General features: G+C 37.3%; 13 protein-coding genes and 1 tRNA gene. 7 read left to right on the top strand and 7 right to left on the bottom strand.

Annotated elements, in window-relative coordinates; translation table 11 throughout:
* Positions 1-156: 156 nt before the first annotated feature.
* Entirely contained in the window at positions 157-1,026 is an 870-nt protein-coding gene (locus tag ACJJVM_RS00090; protein WP_405210358.1) for an AraC family transcriptional regulator, read from the top strand.
* Here ACJJVM_RS00090 and ACJJVM_RS00085 read toward each other — a convergent pair.
* Positions 1,018-1,791, bottom strand: a complete 774-nt coding sequence (locus ACJJVM_RS00085) for a S1/P1 nuclease (protein ID WP_405210357.1) — start codon at positions 1,789-1,791, stop codon at positions 1,018-1,020. The two genes, ACJJVM_RS00090 and ACJJVM_RS00085, sit on opposite strands and share 9 nt — an antisense overlap.
* Positions 1,792-1,918: 127 nt before the next feature.
* On the opposite strand from ACJJVM_RS00085, the gene ACJJVM_RS00080 reads away from it, so the two are divergent.
* The 6 genes from ACJJVM_RS00080 to ACJJVM_RS00055 all read left to right on the top strand — a co-directional run bounded on the left by ACJJVM_RS00080 (position 1,919) and on the right by ACJJVM_RS00055 (position 7,754).
* Positions 1,919-2,866, top strand: coding sequence for an alpha/beta hydrolase (locus ACJJVM_RS00080; RefSeq protein WP_405210356.1), 948 nt, complete (start codon positions 1,919-1,921; stop codon positions 2,864-2,866).
* Positions 2,867-2,981: 115 nt separating this feature from the next.
* Positions 2,982-5,174, top strand: a complete 2,193-nt coding sequence (locus tag ACJJVM_RS00075) for a DUF5916 domain-containing protein (protein WP_405210355.1) — start codon at positions 2,982-2,984, stop codon at positions 5,172-5,174.
* An 87-nt stretch (positions 5,175-5,261) separates the two neighbouring features.
* Positions 5,262-6,512: a DUF819 domain-containing protein gene (locus tag ACJJVM_RS00070; protein ID WP_405210354.1), complete on the top strand. Its 1,251-nt coding sequence runs from the start codon at positions 5,262-5,264 to the stop codon at positions 6,510-6,512.
* Positions 6,513-6,561: 49 nt separating this feature from the next.
* Complete coding sequence (locus tag ACJJVM_RS00065; protein WP_405210353.1) at positions 6,562-7,260, top strand: DUF4369 domain-containing protein; 699 nt, start codon at positions 6,562-6,564, stop codon at positions 7,258-7,260.
* A gap of 93 nt (positions 7,261-7,353) precedes the next feature.
* On the top strand, positions 7,354-7,620 hold the full coding sequence (locus tag ACJJVM_RS00060) for a hypothetical protein (RefSeq protein ID WP_021779448.1): 267 nt from the start codon (positions 7,354-7,356) through the stop codon (positions 7,618-7,620).
* Positions 7,621-7,680: 60 nt separating this feature from the next.
* Positions 7,681-7,754 (top strand) — tRNA-Thr (locus ACJJVM_RS00055).
* A 97-nt stretch (positions 7,755-7,851) separates the two neighbouring features.
* On the opposite strand, the gene ACJJVM_RS00050 is transcribed toward ACJJVM_RS00055, so the two are convergent.
* From ACJJVM_RS00050 to ACJJVM_RS00025, 6 genes are all read right to left on the bottom strand, one after another.
* A complete protein-coding gene (locus ACJJVM_RS00050; protein WP_298351348.1) occupies positions 7,852-8,304 on the bottom strand; it encodes a peroxiredoxin in 453 nt (150 codons plus the stop codon).
* Positions 8,305-8,715, bottom strand: a complete 411-nt coding sequence (locus ACJJVM_RS00045) for a 6-carboxytetrahydropterin synthase (protein WP_035325069.1) — start codon at positions 8,713-8,715, stop codon at positions 8,305-8,307.
* The gene (gene idi, locus ACJJVM_RS00040) at positions 8,712-9,230 is read right to left on the bottom strand and encodes an isopentenyl-diphosphate Delta-isomerase (protein WP_405210352.1); all 519 of its coding nucleotides are present in this window, start codon (positions 9,228-9,230) and stop codon (positions 8,712-8,714) included. Before idi ends, ACJJVM_RS00045 begins: the two co-directional genes overlap by 4 nt.
* A 78-nt stretch (positions 9,231-9,308) precedes the next feature.
* The gene (locus ACJJVM_RS00035; protein WP_405210351.1) at positions 9,309-11,258 is read right to left on the bottom strand and encodes an OmpA family protein; all 1,950 of its coding nucleotides are present in this window, start codon (positions 11,256-11,258) and stop codon (positions 9,309-9,311) included.
* 9 nt (positions 11,259-11,267) lie between these two features.
* A complete protein-coding gene (locus tag ACJJVM_RS00030) occupies positions 11,268-12,212 on the bottom strand; it encodes a type IX secretion system membrane protein PorP/SprF (protein WP_298351359.1) in 945 nt (314 codons plus the stop codon).
* Positions 12,213-12,320: 108 nt separating this feature from the next.
* On the bottom strand, positions 12,321-17,471 hold a 5,151-nt coding region (locus ACJJVM_RS00025; protein ID WP_405210350.1), incomplete at its 5' end, for an Ig-like domain-containing protein.

Here is a 17,471-nt window from a genome sequence, read left to right as displayed (position 1 = left end):
GCAAAGCTATGCACGCATAGTAAATCCAAACTAGTAAAATATTGATAAAAAATTGTAAAAAACTTGTAACAATCTGATAATAAGCAGTAATTATGCAATCTAAAATTAAATTTGTATCTTAAGGTACACTATTTAAAGCCCCTACTTAGTCATAATATGCAACAATTTAGCCTACAAGACACTTTCCTTATTAAACAGTTTGAGAGAACTGGAAAGCATCAGGATACAGACCTCAGATCTTATTTTCAAATAATTTTTATTGAAGAAGGAAAGGGTCGTCATTTTGTAAACGAGTTTATAGTAACCTATACAACAGGTGATGTATTTTTAATCGCACCAGAAGATAAGTACTGGTTTGAAATAGATGGTACTACCTCGTTTTGTTATTTTCAATTTACAGAGTCATTATTTTCTAGTAAAATGAACCTACCAGATAGGTCGTACTGGCTACATCGCATAGAAGGTATTATACATAGTCCTAACCAGATGCCGGGAGATATTATTACAAATCCTTACGACAAGGCACTCATCTGGCATATGCACAATGTAATTATACAAGAGTATGAGATGGGTAAAGAATTTTACAAGCATAATATCTCAAATATGGTGAGTACCACCTTGAGTATTATTGCTAGAAATATTCTGAGAGATATTAAACCTGTTAAGAAAACAGGTAATAAAGATCAACATACCACTATAGAGTCTTTACTTAATTATATACGACAGCACGTATATGACACAGACCTTATGAAAATAAGTGCTATTGCAGATAAGTTTAATATGACTAGCAGTGGGATAAGCGCCTATTTTAAAAAGAAAACTGGAGACTCGTTACATCACTATATTTTAATGTATAAAATACAGCTAGTTAAGTATAGACTCAAAAATACTGACTTTACAGTGTCTGAAATAGCTTATCAACTAGGCTTTACAGATGAGAGTCACCTCACGCGTATCTTTAAAAAATATAACGATCTAACCCCAAAACAGTTTAAGAAGCAAGAAGAAGCTAGACCACTAGCCTAAAATCTCATTAAGTAAAGTAGCCAGACGTATACCTCCTTTTTGTAATTGTCCTTTAAGAACATTAAAGTAGTCATACATATATCTGTACCCTAGCTTTTCACCTTTTTCAGTATTTGCATAGATTTCTTTTACAAGAACACGGCTACCCTTCATCCAGTCTACATAAGTACCCTGGGCGATTGCTTTCTCTTGATTTTTAGTAAGACTAGGCATATTATCTGCAAGTTCTGAGTAGCTCATCCCGTAACTTTCTATCATCTGGGTGTCCCATACTCTGTGCAGATTTGTACCATCATTATACCATCGTACTTGAAAATCGTTACCACCTTTATCTTCACTAATTCCGTTATGCAGTGGCTGGTGTAAATCTCCTATAAAGTGCACAAGCATACGTAAGTAAAATGCTTTATCTTCTTTTGTAGCAGTGTCAGACTTTATAACAGCTATACTCTTCTCTATACCGCTTATAATATCTCCCTTCTCACTTCTAGGGTGCTGTTCAAAAGAACTATCAAAAGGTACATTTACATAGTGCCAAGGTCCAAAAGATCTATATTTTTTATCACTCTTAATCTCATCTGCATAGGTAGATACCAGTGCAAGAGACTCCCCATCTAGTAATTCTGCAATAGCTCTTTTTGTCTTTTTAGTTAAGTACTTTTCAGCAATAGCACCAGTGGTTCTATGACCCGTTTTCCCCCAGTCAAAAGCAGTGGCTTGTAGTGAAAAAAGTAAAACAAAAACTAAAAGTAAAGAATAACGCATTGTATAAAATTTTGAGCAAAAGTACAATGAATCAACCTTCTTCTGTGTTATAAAAAGATTAAGAATAAGTCCGCTTTCGCGAAAGCGTAAACAACACTATCTTTAACTCTATAAATTCCATATACTAATGCAAACTTCACTAAAGCTAAAATTACTTATACCGATACTTTGTTTACTGGTACAAACTGGTGTCTTTTCTCAAAATTATAGTGGTAGTAGTGACCTTCGTATCACAGATATGGTTTATGGAACCTTGCTCACTCCAGAAACTCCCACTTCAAAACTTGCGATAATTATTCCAGACTCAGGTCCAACAGATCGCGATGGAAACCAGCAAATGATGCGTAATAACAGCTTAAAACTCCTCGCCGAAAGTCTTGCTCAAGAGGGTGTCGCTAGTTTTAGATATGACAAGAGGGTACTTACATTACTAAAGAAAAATGCGCTTCAAGAAGATAAACTGGACTTCACAATGTTTATTGATGATGCAGTGGCTGTTATAGATTACTTTAATAAACAAGGGCGTTTTAAAGAAGTGTTTATCATAGGTCACGGGCAAGGTTCACTCATAGGGATGGTGGCTGCTCAACAAACAGCTACAAGTGGTTTTATATCACTCACTGGAGCGGGACAATCCATAGATCAATCTATTATTAATCAAATAGCATTGCAAATGCCAGACCTTAAAGACAAAGCGGCAACAGCTTTTAAAACACTTAAAGAAAAAGGAAAGGTAAAAGACTACTCTCCTGCCCTTGGATCTATTTTTAGGCCAGCCGTGCAACCATTTATGGCAAGCTGGATGCGTTATAACCCCAGTGAAGAGATTGCAAAACTTAAGATACCTGTTCTCATTATAGATGGTACAAATGATTTACAAACTTCTCCAGAAGAAGCTATAAAACTACAAGCTGCCCTTCCAGCAGCTAGTTTATCCCACATAGAGGGGATGAATCACGTCTTACGTATTACAGGTAAAGACAATCTTGAAAACTCAAAAACATATAATAATACCGCCTTACCTATTGCCTCTGCGCTTATAGATACAGTAAGTGCGTTTATAAATCGTGAGTAACACCTCTAGCGTTAAACAGAAAGCATAAAGATTAATATATGGGGTTAAAAGCTTCTTAAATTTAAGTTATAGCATAGCCATTTTATTTACTTTTAGGCATAACCAATCAATATTAATGCTTAAATACGTTTTATCTATCGCAATACTAGTTGCGAGCCTTACTACCTATGCACAGACTAAGGAGGTAGGTGTAAAATTTATAAATTCACCTATTACCGTAGACGGCTCGCTAGATGAGCCAGTATGGAACGAGACGAAACCAGCAACAAACTTCTGGCAATACTTCCCTACAGATACCATACAGGCTTCATATCAATCTGAAATAAGATTTTTATATACAGATAAGACACTTTATGTAGGTATTAAAGTATTTTCTCAAGGAGATGACTATGTGATACCCTCGCTTAAGCGTGACTTTAGAGCTGGCGGAAGTGATAATATCACTTTAATGTTTGACACTTTTAACGATGGAAACAATGCTTTCTTATTTGGCTCAAATCCCTTAGGTATACGTCGGGAGGCTCTCGTATCTGGTGGTGGTACAGACTTAAGAGGTTTTACGACTAGCTGGGACACAAAATGGGTAGGTGAGACTAAGCAGTATGATGGCTATTACATTTGTGAGTGGGCCATCCCTATGAGTGCCTTTAAATTTAGAGAAGGCGAGACCAGATGGCGCTTTAATAGTTACCAGTTTGACACTCAAGATAATACTAGAAACACGTGGATAAACATACCTCAAAATCAGTTTATATTTAATCTGGCTTATATGGGAGATATGGTTTTTGAAAAACCGCTAGGTAACTCAAAAAGTCCCATATCAGTTATTCCATATATAAATGCGATAGCAGGTCAAGATAGAGAACTACCAGATGATTTTACAGAAGTAAAAGTGGGTGGTGATGCTCGTTTTACTATAGGTAATAGTCTTAATCTAGACGTCACCATTAACCCAGACTTCTCACAGGTAGAGGTAGATAATGCCATCACAAATCTCTCACGTTTTGAGGTGGGGCTACCAGAGAGGCGCCAGTTTTTTATAGAAAATAGTGACCTCTTTGCAGATTTTGGAGATCCTAGAGCGGCAAATCCATTTTTTTCGAGACGCATAGGTATCGCAGAAGACTTTGAGGGAAATACCATTATAAATAACATTGTAGCTGGAGCAAGACTAAGTGGCAAAGTGAATAATAACTTGCGCGTAGGGCTCCTTAATATGCAAACCGAAAAGGATGAGCGCAATGAGATCTCTGCAAATAATAATACTGTGATTGCCTTACAGCATAGAGTCTTTAGCCGGTCAAACATCTCTGCTATTTTTGTAAACAGACAAGCCACAGGTAATGAAACTTTTGTAGAACCTGGCGAGCAATACAACAGACTAGTAGGTCTCGATTATAATCTTGCAAATGAGGATAACAGTTGGAACGGTAAATTTTACCTACACAAATCTTTTACCCCTGGTGTAGAGCGCAAAGACTTTTCTGGGGGAGCCCGCATTGAGTATAATAGAAATAACTGGAGAGCAACCAGCGCTACCCTCTTTGTAAACGAAGACTTTAACTCAGACCTAGGTTTTATACCCCGTAAAGATATTTTTAGAAATTTTTCAAAACTTGAACGCCTCATATTCCCTAAGTCTGGAGCAATAAATAGACATATATTCTCTCTCAACTCATTTTATGTGTGGCGACCAGAGCTAGACTTTACCCTAGGTGATCGCACGCTCTCTCCACAGTGGGAAGCAGAGTTTAAAAATACAGCCAGCCTCGCTGTAAAGCCACGAGCTCGTTTTACTAAGCTTTTTGACACCTTTGACCCGTCGCGCTCAGAAGGTTTAGAACTTCCAGAAGGCAGTGAGTATAGTTATAATAGCATAGAGCTTGAGTATAATTCAGATAGAAGAAAGGCACTTTCATATACCTCAAATGCTACCTATGGAGACTACTTTAATGGTGAGATTTTAACACTAAGAGCAGGAGCAACACTACGTTTACAACCTAAGTTAATTATAGGTTTTAATGCGCGTTATGATAAAATAAACCTTCCTGCCCCCTACTCAGATAATGACATCTGGCTCGTAAGCCCTCGTGTGGAAGTGACATTTACAAAAAACCTATTTTGGAACACCTTGCTTCAATACAGTACCTTGCAAGATAACTTTGGTATCAACTCTAGATTGCAGTGGCGTTTTGCTCCTTTATCAGATTTATTTTTGGTTTATAATGACAACTATTTTACAGATACCACCTTTGCGCCACGCTTCAGAAGTATAAATTTAAAGCTCACTTACTGGCTCTATTTATAGGGATTTTCATATTTTCGGGACGCTTCTAGATAAATTAGGAGCGATTATTTTTTACGCTTTCGCGAAAGCGTAAACACCCTCACAACTATGGAGAACACACCTTATTTTACAAATGATGCTATCGTCTTTGGCCTCATAGCTCTTGCACTAGCGGGCATATTTTACACCTCTGGAAAGAAAACAGGCTTCTGGGGTAAGTTTTATGGCATTGTACCAGCCTTACTATTATGTTATTTGATCCCCGCTATATTTAATAGTGTAGGATTAATAGATGCAGAGAGTAGCCAGCTCTATTATGTAGCGAGTCGCTACTTGCTACCTGCCTCGCTTGTACTTATGACATTAAGTATAGACCTTAAAGCTATTGTAAATCTAGGCCCAAAGGCACTTATTATGTTCTTCACAGGGACCTTAGGTATCGTAATAGGTGGGCCGCTTGCTATTTTATTAATCTCTGCTATTTCACCAGAGACGGTGGGTGGTGCTGGTCCAGATGCGATATGGAGAGGCCTGTCTACCCTTGCTGGTAGCTGGATAGGTGGTGGTGCAAATCAAGCAGCTATGCTAGAAATTTATAAATATAATCCTGCCAAGTATGGGCAAATGGTACTCGTAGACATAGTAGTAGCAAACATCTGGATGGCAGTATTACTTCTAGGAATAGGAAAATCAAAACGCATAGATAACTGGCTTAAAGCAGATAACACAGCTATAGAAAAATTAAAAGAAAAGGTATCAACCTTTGCCGAAGGTGTAAAACGCAACCCTACTCTTAATGACCTTATGGTAATGCTGGGACTTGCCTTTGGCGCTGTAGGTATTGCACACTGGGGAGCGAGTGGTATGTCAGCACTGTTTTCTGATATACCTAAGGACTCTGCCCTTGCGTCTTTTGGCTCTACATTTTTCTGGATGATTACAATTGCTACGGCAATAGGTATTTTGCTTTCGTTTACAAAGGCAAAAAACTATGAAGGTGCAGGAGCAAGTAAGATAGGTAGTGTTTTTATCTATATACTGGTTGCAAGCATAGGTATGAAGATGGATTTACTAAGTATACTTGATAACCCAGGTCTTATTGCAATAGGTTTTGTATGGATGGGTATACACGCTGGCCTACTTATACTTGTGGCAAAACTAGTAAAAGCGCCCTTTTTCTTTCTTGCTGTGGGAAGTCAGGCAAACGTGGGAGGAGCAGCCTCTGCTCCTGTTGTTGCAGCAGAGTTTCACCCGTCACTAGCGAGTGTGGGAGTGTTGCTAGCGGTCTTTGGCTACGTGGTAGGAACCTATGGTGCGATATTGTGTACAATTTTAATGGAAATGGCCTCTGCAGGCTAGTTTTGTTTGTAAAATAATGAGATATTTGCGGCCTTAACAAGACTATATTATGACTAGAATTACATACCTTTTATTAGTAAGCTTTTTAATTATCTCGTGTTCAAAATCTGGTAATTTAACACTTACAGGAACCGTAAAAGGCCTTAAAAAGGGGACTCTTTATGTGCAGCATATACAAGACACTGCACTAGTAAATATAGACTCTCTAGAAATAGATGGAGAGCCAGAATTTGAATTTATACTAGACATAAAAGAGCCAGAGGTTTACTATTTACACCTAAGTAAAGAAAATGAGTCTGGCTATGATGATCGCATACCTTTCTTTGCAGAAGATGGAGCTATCAATATCACTACATCACTCAAAAACTTTGAAGGATTTGCAGCAGTAATAGGGTCAGAAAACCAAATGTACTGGCAAGAGTTTCAAAATATGAATAAGCAGTTTAATGATAAAAACCTTGATCTTATAAAAGGCTCTTTTGAGGCTAGACAGAGCGGTGTACAAGAAGATATTGTAGCCTATGATGACTCACTACAAAGCCTTGTTAAAAGGAAGTATCTTTACACAGGTAACTTTGCATCTGTACATAAAGACAAGGAGGTAGCTCCTTACCTACTTTTGACACAGATTCCTGATGCTGCAACTTCTTATCTAGATACCCTTTACAAGACATTCCCGAGAAAGACTAAGCAATCTCTATATGGTAAACAGGTAAAAAGATTACTCGAAGAGCGCAAGGCAAATTAATGCCACTCTGTTGATAAACAACGCTCAATTTACCATCACAAACTGAAGCTCATCTTCAGAAATTACAGTATTTTTGCATTCAAAATAAGAACTATGGCAAATATTAGAGATTTAAAGAAAGATATCAATTTTGTACTAGGTGACATCATTGATGCCGTGTATGTATGGGAAGCGCTTAACCCAAAAGAAGATGCCGCTAAAGGTGAAGCGATTATAGATGACGCAATTAAGACATTTGATACCCTTATTGCAAAGGTAAATGACCGTAAGGTTGAAAATAGAGGAAAAAATTTAGAAGCCGTACGCACTGATCTTGAGAGAGATGCAAGCGGTCTTATTGAAAGAATTAATAAGCTTTAATTTTTTTTCAAATTGAGGTTGCAAATATGATATAAATGCTATTATATTTGCACCCGCAATGCCGATGTAGCTCAGCTGGCTAGAGCAGCTGATTTGTAATCAGCAGGTCGTGGGTTCGAGTCCCTCCATCGGCTCAAAAAGGTCTTCTTTTATAGAAGGCCTTTTTTGTTTTAAAACCATTACGATTATTAAAAGTAAATGTGAGTACGCTTTCGCGAAAGCGTAAAAAGATTACAGCCCCTTTATTACAGAAAGTGCTTTAGGAATGTGCTTGCCAGCCATCATACTATTAAAACGCATTTTAACGGTGCCTGTGGCATCTATAACAAAGGTCTCTCGTCCTGGCAACAAACCTAGAAGTTCGTTCTTTACACCGTATAAACGACGTATTTTATTTTTTTGATCTGAAAGGGTGTCAAAAGGTAGGTTATGCTTTGCTCTAAATCGTTTATGACTCGCTACACTATCTGCACTTATACCAAATACTTTTGCCCCTGCATCTGTAAAATCTTGATACTGATCTCTAAAACTACAGGCTTGCGCAGTACAACCGGGTGTGAAGTTCTTAGGGTAAAAATAAATTACTAGAGGTACTTGACCTAGTAGTGAGTCTATAGAAACATCTGTACCGTCTTGATTTTTTAAACTAAAGCCTGGTGCCTTATCTCCTACTTTTAATGCCATTTACTCTCCTTTATAGGTTACAAAGTTGCGCGGTGTCTCATATAGAGTCACCTCCAGATCAAACTTAGGTTCTAACACTGTTTTGATTCTATTATAAATAACAACTGCAATATTTTCTGCCGTTGGGTTAAGCTCTTTAAACTCCTGTACCTCAAGATTAAGATTTTTATGATCTAGATAGTCTTCTACCTGAGCTTTTATAATATCCTTTAAAATTTTAAGATCTATCAAAAATCCGGTTTCTGGATCTATCTCTCCAGTAACACTTACTGTAAGGTCGTAATTATGACCGTGAAAATTAGGATTACTACACTTGCCGAAAATCTGGCTATTTTTTTCATCATTCCAGTCTGGTCTGTATAACCTATGTGCAGCGTTAAAATGTGCTTTTCTGTGTGCAGTTATTCTCATTGCTTAATGTGGTTATAGAATTTATCAAATATAATTTTAAACCAAGCTGTATATAGTTCTGGGTGACTTGCTATATCTTGCTTAACCTTTTCTAAATTCATCCATTTCCAGGCGGCTACTTCATCTTTATTTATAACAGGTTCTTGCTCTGAGTGACCTATAAGGATATGGTCTAGCTCGTGCTCTGTAAGGCCATTGTCAAAAGGCGCTTTGTATATGAAAGAAATGCTTTCTTCTAAGGGAACGGTAAAACCCATCTCCTCTTGTAACCTACGGGTACCAGCTTCTATATTACTCTCACCATCGCGCTGGTGACTACAACAGGTGTTGGTCCATAGGCCGGGGCTGTGATATTTATGAAGCGCTCGCTGCTGGAGCATAAGCTCGTTTTTATCATTGAAGACAAATACAGAAAAAGCGCGGTGTAGTACGGCCTTTTCGTGAGCTTCCATTTTGGGCATTAACCCTATTTTATTGTCATTTTCATCTACTAAGATGACTAATTCTTCTTTCATAAGCTTTGTAAAAATACAAATAACTCATAAAAAAAGCGTCTCATATGAGACGCTCTTAAAATTATTGAAAGTAAGTGACTAGTTATTACTTAAAACTATAAACTCACTTCTTCTGTTAAGTTGATGTTGTTCTTCACTACACTGAACACCGTTTGAACATTCATTAACTAGCTGAGACTCTCCATAACCGCGACCAGAAAGTCTAGATGGATTAATTCCCTTTGCAATAAGCCAGTCTCTAGTAGATACATTACGGTTTTGAGATAGTGTACGGTTGTACTCATCATTACCTCTACTATCTGTGTGTGATCTTACGTCTATACGTACAGAAGGATACGTTTCCATATACACCAGTACTTTTGCAAGCTCAATCTCTGCATCTGGTCTTATGTAGTACTTATCAAAGTCAAAGTATATAGGATTAAGGTTTAATATTTTTGCAATATCGTCTCCTGGTTTTGCAATTTGAACAGCACGTTCTAATTGTAAAAACTCTTGAATTTCACCAGATAGATTAGGCGTAGACACTCTTTTTTCTACTGTAGTGTATCCATCTTTAGATCCTCTTAAAAGATATTTTGCATCACATTCTGGCTCAAACTCAAAAGTTGCTTTTCTACCAGTAACTATAGATTCAATAAGATTACTATTATCATCATATAATGCAACGGTAGCACCTTTTAAAAGCTCTTCTGTGTTTTTATCTGTTACATTACCAGTTAGTAATATTTCACAAAGAGGTTCTGGCCTTCTAAGCTGTCTTATCATATAGATATCATCATCTATACCAGATTTACCACGGTTAGAAGAAAGAAATCCAGTTTTAGTGTCAGAATCAATTATGAATGCAAAATCATCTTTAGATGTATTTGCAGGCTCTCCAATATTAAGTATAGTTACATCCTCACCAGTTGCATCAAGATTAGTTAAGAAAATATCTAAACCTCCAAGACCTGGATGACCGTTTGAAGCAAAGAATAGATCATTTGCTGCGCTTACATATGGAAAACTTTCTCTTCCTTCAGTATTAATTCTATTACCAAGATTTACTGGTTCTCCATACGTACCATCATCATTAATTGCTACATACCATAAGTCTGCTTGACCTAAAGTACCTGGCATATCTGAAGAGAAGTATAATTTTTTACCATCTGGGCTTAAAGCTGGGTGAGCTACGGTATAATTATCACTATTAAATGGTAATTCCTTAACTCCGCCCCAAGCGCCATTTTTATAACTTGCGCGGTACAACTTTAACTGGTTAGTACCTGTACTATCTTTACTAAAGATACCATTGCTATAATTATTACGTGTGAAATACATAACACTATCCCCCTTTGCAAATACAGGAGAACTCTCGTGATATTGCGTATTAAGGTTTGCGCTAAATGGTTTAGCAAACTTAGTTCCACCATCTTGCCCTACTTTACTAGTATCTACTTGGTATAAGTTTAAGAATGGTTGACCATTCCATTTATGCACACGTTTTGTATAACCGCCTGTATCTCTGTTTGAGGCAAAAATCAATTTGTCCTTATACAATGCAGATCCAAAATCTGAGTATCCAGAGTTAATTTGAGTGATAGAAACATCGTAAGCTCCTTTTTGCTTTTCAATCTCTCTAAGATAATCAGGTGCTTTTCTAAATAATACAGCTCTAGTATCATCCTCACCTAGGTCATAAAAACGAGCCATCATCTTATCAGATAATGCATAATCTTTTGTTGCTCTTAATGACGTTGCATATCTAAAATATACTTCTGGCTCTACATCTTCAGGAAATTGCTCTATAAGCTTTCCATAATATGTTGCTGCTTCATCATATTTTGCATTTAAATAATATGAGTCTGCAAGTCTTTTAAAGAGGTCACCAGATTCATATCCTTTATCAACTACTTTTTGATAAATTTCTTGAGAGTTTACATAATCATATTGATTAAATCTCTTTGTTGCTCTTTCTATCTTCTTTTCCTGCGCGTATCCAAAAAATGCAGTAAGAAGAAATATAAATAATGTAATTTTTTTCATAGTACTGTATTAAAAGAATCGTGGTGTTAACATTCTATCATACTCGTTAAAGAGCTCAAATCTTAAAAACACTTCAAAACTACCGTCATTATAGACAGTATCACCTAAGTCTGTGCTCTCTCTATCATAAGCAAGCCCTATTAACATACTGTCTGATACTTGAAAACCTACAAGACCGCTTAATGCAGCGCTCCATCTGTAAGCCGCTCCAAGGTGAAGCTTTTCCATTACCAAAAAGTTTGCGGTAAGATCAACTTGTAATGGCGCACCTTGAACCAATTTTACAAGAGTACTAGGCTTAAATTTAAGTTGATCACTTATATCAAATGTGTATCCCATTATACCGTAGTAATGAATACGCTCTTTTGCTATAAAACTAGCTCCATTGCTATTATTACCTACATCAAAATGTTCTGTTTGAATAAGATTAGGCACACTTACACCAGCATAAAAATTATCTGTGTGATAGTATAAACCAGCACCTATAATAGGTGAGATCTTATTATCAATGTTTTGAGAAAATCTAGGATCTGTCACATCAAATAATGTAAGCTTAGTGAAGTCTACATCTAGTATGTGTCCTCCAGCTTTAAGTCCAAAACTTAATTTCCCAGACTCTGAAGTATTAACTGTATAACTAAAATCTGCCCCTACATAAGTCTCTTGCGACGGTCCAAGTGCATCATTTACGATAGAAAGTCCAAGACCTACTTTACCTTCACCTATAGGTGAGTGTATACTTAAACTCTGTGTACGTGGTGCGCCGTCTAGACCAACCCATTGACTTCTGTGTAGTCCTACAATACTTGTAACGCCTCTGTTTCCAGCATAAGCTGGATTGATTGCCACGGTATTATACATATACTGCGTATACTGTGGATCTTGCTGAGCGTTTACTTCGGTAAAACTTAGCATCGTAATCACTAGCAATACGATGAGATGTAGCTTTTTCATTCTAATCTTAGTTTAAATCATTTAGTAAAATGACTTCCGTTGTTTGAACGGAATCGTCATTTTACTAGATGTTATTGTTATTACGCTTTCGCGAAAGCGGTTTTCTAATTATCGGTTAATATATAAATATCCACTTAATCGTTTCAATCCGTCCTCAGTTTGATAGTTGATTAGGTAGTAATATGTTCCTTCTGGAAGTTCCTTATCAGCATTGATAGTAGTTCTTCCATCTGAAATACCTCTAAACACTACTGATGTGTTATCATAACCATTTCCTTCGAACACTTGAACACCCCATCTGTTGAAAATCTGAACATTATTATCTGGGAAGTCTATAATTCCTTCAATAATAAATACATCATTCTGTCCATCTCCGTCTGGTGACATACCAGTAAATACTTCAAGGTCTGTTACATTAAGAACACTTGGTATTACTGTTATTGTTGGATCATCAGGGTTACCATCTCCATTAATATCAACATTTGTATCATCTGTAGGATCATCAGATAGGTCAATTAACTCTACTCCATCAGGTAATATACCGCTTACAGTAGCTTGGTTAATAACTGTTCCATTTTCGATATCCTCCTCAGTGATAAGGTATGTAGCCGTAAATGTTGTACTATCAGATTCTCCTGGTAATAATGTAATAGGACCTCCATCTACATCAACTAGTGGATCAGTAATTACAATATCTTCAATAGTTAATTCTCCAGTATTTGTTACTGTGAATGTATATTGAATAATCTCTCCTGGTTCAAATACTCCATCACCGTTAAGATCGATAAGCTCACCTGTTTTCTCAAGAGCTATTGAATTTGCTCCTGTAGGTAAAATAGTAATTGTAACATCTTCCTCACCTTCAACAGTACTATCATCATCTGATGTATCTTCTACGTCATCTCCATTAGGGTTCTGACCAGTTGCAAGTGCTTGGTTTTCTACCATTCCTGCATCTACATCGTCTTGTGTTAATACGTACTCAGCTACAAACGTTGTTGCATCACTAGCTCCAGGCTCAAGATCTATTGGACCTCCAGTTACAGCTACTAATGGATCTGTTATAACAATATTTGATATCGTAACATTTCCAGTATTTAATACTGTAAAGTTATAAGTGATTGTCTCACCAGCTTGTGCAAAACCATCTCCATCCTCATCATTGAACGTTCCAGTTTTTACAACTGCAATAGATCCAATATCTTCAGGTAAATCTGTAATTGTCACATCATCCTCACCTTCTTCAGTACTATCATCATCTGATGTATCTTCTACGTCATCTCCATTAGGATTCTGACCAGTTGCAAGTGCTTGGTTTTCTACCATTCCTGCATCTACATCGTCTTGTGTTAATACATACTCAGCTACAAACGTTGTCGCATCACTAGCTCCTGGTACTAAATCAATAGGACCGCCAGTTACTGTTACTAATGGATCTGTTACAATAATGTTTGTTACTGTTACATTTCCTGTGTTTGTCACTGTGAAGTTATAAGTGATTGTCTCACCTACTTGTGCAAAACCATCTCCATCTTCATCATTGAACGTTCCAGTCTTAACAATTGCTATTGTTCCTGGATCTTCTGGTAGATCTGTGATTGTTATATCATCATCACCTTCTTCAGTACTATCATCATCTGATGTATCTTCTACGTCATCTCCACTTGGGTTCTGACCAGTTGCAAGTGCTTGGTTTTCTACCATTCCTGCATCTACATCTTCTTGTGTTAATACATACTCAGCCACAAACGTTGTTGCATCACTAACTCCTGGTACTAAATCGATAGGACCGCCAGTTACTGTTACTAATGGATCTGTTACAATAATGTTTGTTACTGTTACATTTCCTGTGTTTGTCACTGTGAAGTTATAAGTGATTGTCTCACCTACTTGTGCAAAACCATCTCCATCCTCATCATTGAACGTTCCAGTCTTAACAATTGCTATTGTTCCTGGATCTTCTGGTAAATCTGTGATTGTTATATCATCATCACCTTCTACTGTACTATCATCATCTGATGTATCTTCTACGTCATCTCCACTTGGGTTCTGACCAGTTGCAAGTGCTTGGTTTTCTACCATTCCTGCATCTACATCGTCTTGTGTTAATACATACTCAGCTACAAACGTTGTTGCATCACTAGTTCCAGGTACTAAATCAATAGGACCGCCAGTTACTGTTACTAATGGATCTGTTACAATAATGTTTGTTACTGTTACATTTCCTGTGTTTGTCACTGTGAAGTTATAAGTGATTGTCTCACCAGCTTCTGCAAAACCATCTCCATCTTCATCATTGAACGTTCCAGTCTTAACAATTGCTATTGCTCCTGGATCTTCTGGTAAATCTGTGATTGTTATATCATCGTCACCTTCTACTGTACTATCATCATCTGATGTATCTTCTACGTCATCTCCACTTGGGTTCTGACCAGTTGCAAGTGCTTGGTTTTCTACCATTCCTGCATCTACATCGTCTTGTGTTAATACATACTCAGCAATAAACGTAGTATCATCACTAGTTCCAGGTGCTAAATCAATAGGACCGCCAGTTACTGTTACTAATGGATCTGTTACAATAATGTTTGTTACCGTTACATTTCCTGTGTTTGTCACTGTGAAGTTATAAGTGATTGTCTCACCTACTTGTGCAAAACCATCTCCATCTTCATCATTGAACATTCCAGTCTTAACAATTGCTATTGTTCCTGGATCTTCTGGTAAATCTGTGATTGTTATATCATCATCACCTTCTACTGTACTATCATCATCTGATGTATCTTCTACGTCATCTCCACTTGGGTTCTGACCAGTTGCAAGTGCTTGGTTTTCTACCATTCCTGCATCTACATCGTCTTGTGTTAATACATACTCAGCTACAAACGTTGTTGCATCACTAGTTCCAGGTACTAAATCAATAGGACCGCCAGTTACTGTTACTAATGGATCTGTTACAATAATGTTTGTTACTGTTACATTTCCTGTGTTTGTCACTGTGAAGTTATAAGTGATTGTCTCACCAGCTTCTGCAAAACCATCTCCATCTTCATCATTGAACGTTCCAGTCTTAACAATTGCTATTGCTCCTGGATCTTCTGGTAAATCTGTGATTGTTATATCCTCTTCTCCTTCTACTGTACTATTATCATCAGAAGTATCAACTACATCATCTCCATTTGGATCCTGACCAGTTACAAGCGCTTGGTTTTCTACCATACCTGCATCTACATCTTCTTGAGTTAATACATACTCAGCAATAAACGTAGTATCATCACTAGTTCCAGGTACTAAATCAATAGGACCGCCAGTTACTGTTACTAATGGATCTGTTACAATAATATTTGTTACTGTTACATTTCCTGTATTTGTCACTGTGAAGTTATAAGTAATTGTCTCACCAGCTTGTGCAAAGCCATCTCCATCCTCATCATTGAACGTTCCAGTCTTAACGATTGCAATCTCCGGATCCTGATTAAGAACTGTAATAGTACATTCCATACAATCTGGATCATTAAGAGGATTATTAGGATCTATACCAGTTGGATCTTCAGACGCATCTGTTGCTATTTCTCCAGCTGGATCTTGACCTGTAGCAATTGCTTGGTTGTATACAGCTCCTGTATTAATATCCTCTTGAGTTATTGCATATATAGCTGTAAAAGTCATTGAATCACTTTCTCCAACTTCAAGATCGATAGGTCCACCCATTACATCAACTAGTTCATCAGTTAAAGTAATATCGCTCAATGGTACATCACCATTATTGAAAACAATAAAGTTGTATATAATTGAGTCACCAAGGTTCACTACTCCATCCTCATTTGTATCCTCATAATTACCTTCTTTAAATACATCTAGTGATGGATTATCTGGAGTTACTGTTACTACTACAGTAGCAGTCTCAGTAGTTGTTGTTCCATCAGGGTTTGTTACAGTCACTGTGTATTCAAAAGTATCTTCTCCGTTGAAATTCGGATCTGGAGTATACGTTACTGTTCCATCATCGTTGATCACTACAGTTCCATTTGCAGGATCTGTAACATCAGTTACCTCTACATCAGCAGCAGGATCAAAACCATCATTATCTAATACATCAATTACTACTGGTGTATCTTCAGGTGTTTCTATTGTATCATCAACTGCATCAGCCTCTGGAGTTACTGTTACTACTACAGTAGCAGTCTCAGTAGTTGTTGTTCCATCAGGGTTTGTTACAGTCACTGTGTATTCAAAAGTATCTTCTCCGTTGAAATCAGGATCTGGAGTATACGTTACTGTTCCGTCATCGTTGATTACTACAGTTCCATTTGCAGGATCTGTAACATCAGTTACTTCTACATCAGCAGCAGGATCAAAACCATCATTATCTAATACATCAATTACTACTGGTGTATCTTCAGGTGTTTCTATTGTATCATCAACTGCATCCTCCTCTGGAGTTACTGTTACTACTACAGTAGCAGTCTCAGTAGTTGTTGTTCCATCAGGGTTTGTTACAGTCACTGTGTATTCAAAAGTATCTTCTCCGTTGAAATCAGGATCTGGAGTATACGTTACTGTTCCGTCATCGTTGATTACTACAGTTCCATTTGCAGGATCTGTAACATCAGTTACTTCTACATCAGCAGCAGGATCGAAACCATCATTATCTAATACATCAATTACTACTGGTGTATCTTCAGGTGTTGTCTCAGCATCATCTACAACATCTTCTTCTGGAGTTACTGTTACTACTACAGTAGCAGTCTCAGTCGTTGTTGTTCCATCAGGGTTTGTTACAGTCACTGTGTATTCAAAAGTATCTTCTCCGTTGAAATCAGGATCTGGAGTATACGTTACTGTTCCATCATCGTTGATTACTACAGTTCCGTTTGCAGGATCTGTAACATCAGTTACTTCTACATCAGCAGCAGGATCAAAACCATCATTATCTAATACATCAATTACTACTGGTGTATCTTCAGGTGTTGTCTCAGCATCATCTACAACATCTTCTTCTGGAGTTACTGTCACTACTACAGTAGCAGTCTCAGTCGTTGTTGTTCCATCAGGGTTTGTTACAGTTACTGTGTATTCAAAAGTATCTTCTCCGTTGAAATCAGGATCTGGAGTATACGTTACTGTTCCATCATCGTTGATTACTACAGTTCCATTTGCAGGATCTGTAACATCAGTTACTTCTACATCAGCAGCAGGATCGAAACCATCATTATCTAATACATCAATTACTACTGGTGTATCTTCAGGTGTTGTCTCAGC

This window comes from Dokdonia sp. Asnod2-E02, assembly GCF_045063915.1.
GTDB lineage: Bacteria > Bacteroidota > Bacteroidia > Flavobacteriales > Flavobacteriaceae > Dokdonia.
The sequence above is the reverse complement of the archived record's forward strand: the minus strand, read 5'-3'. Positions and strand labels throughout refer to the sequence as shown.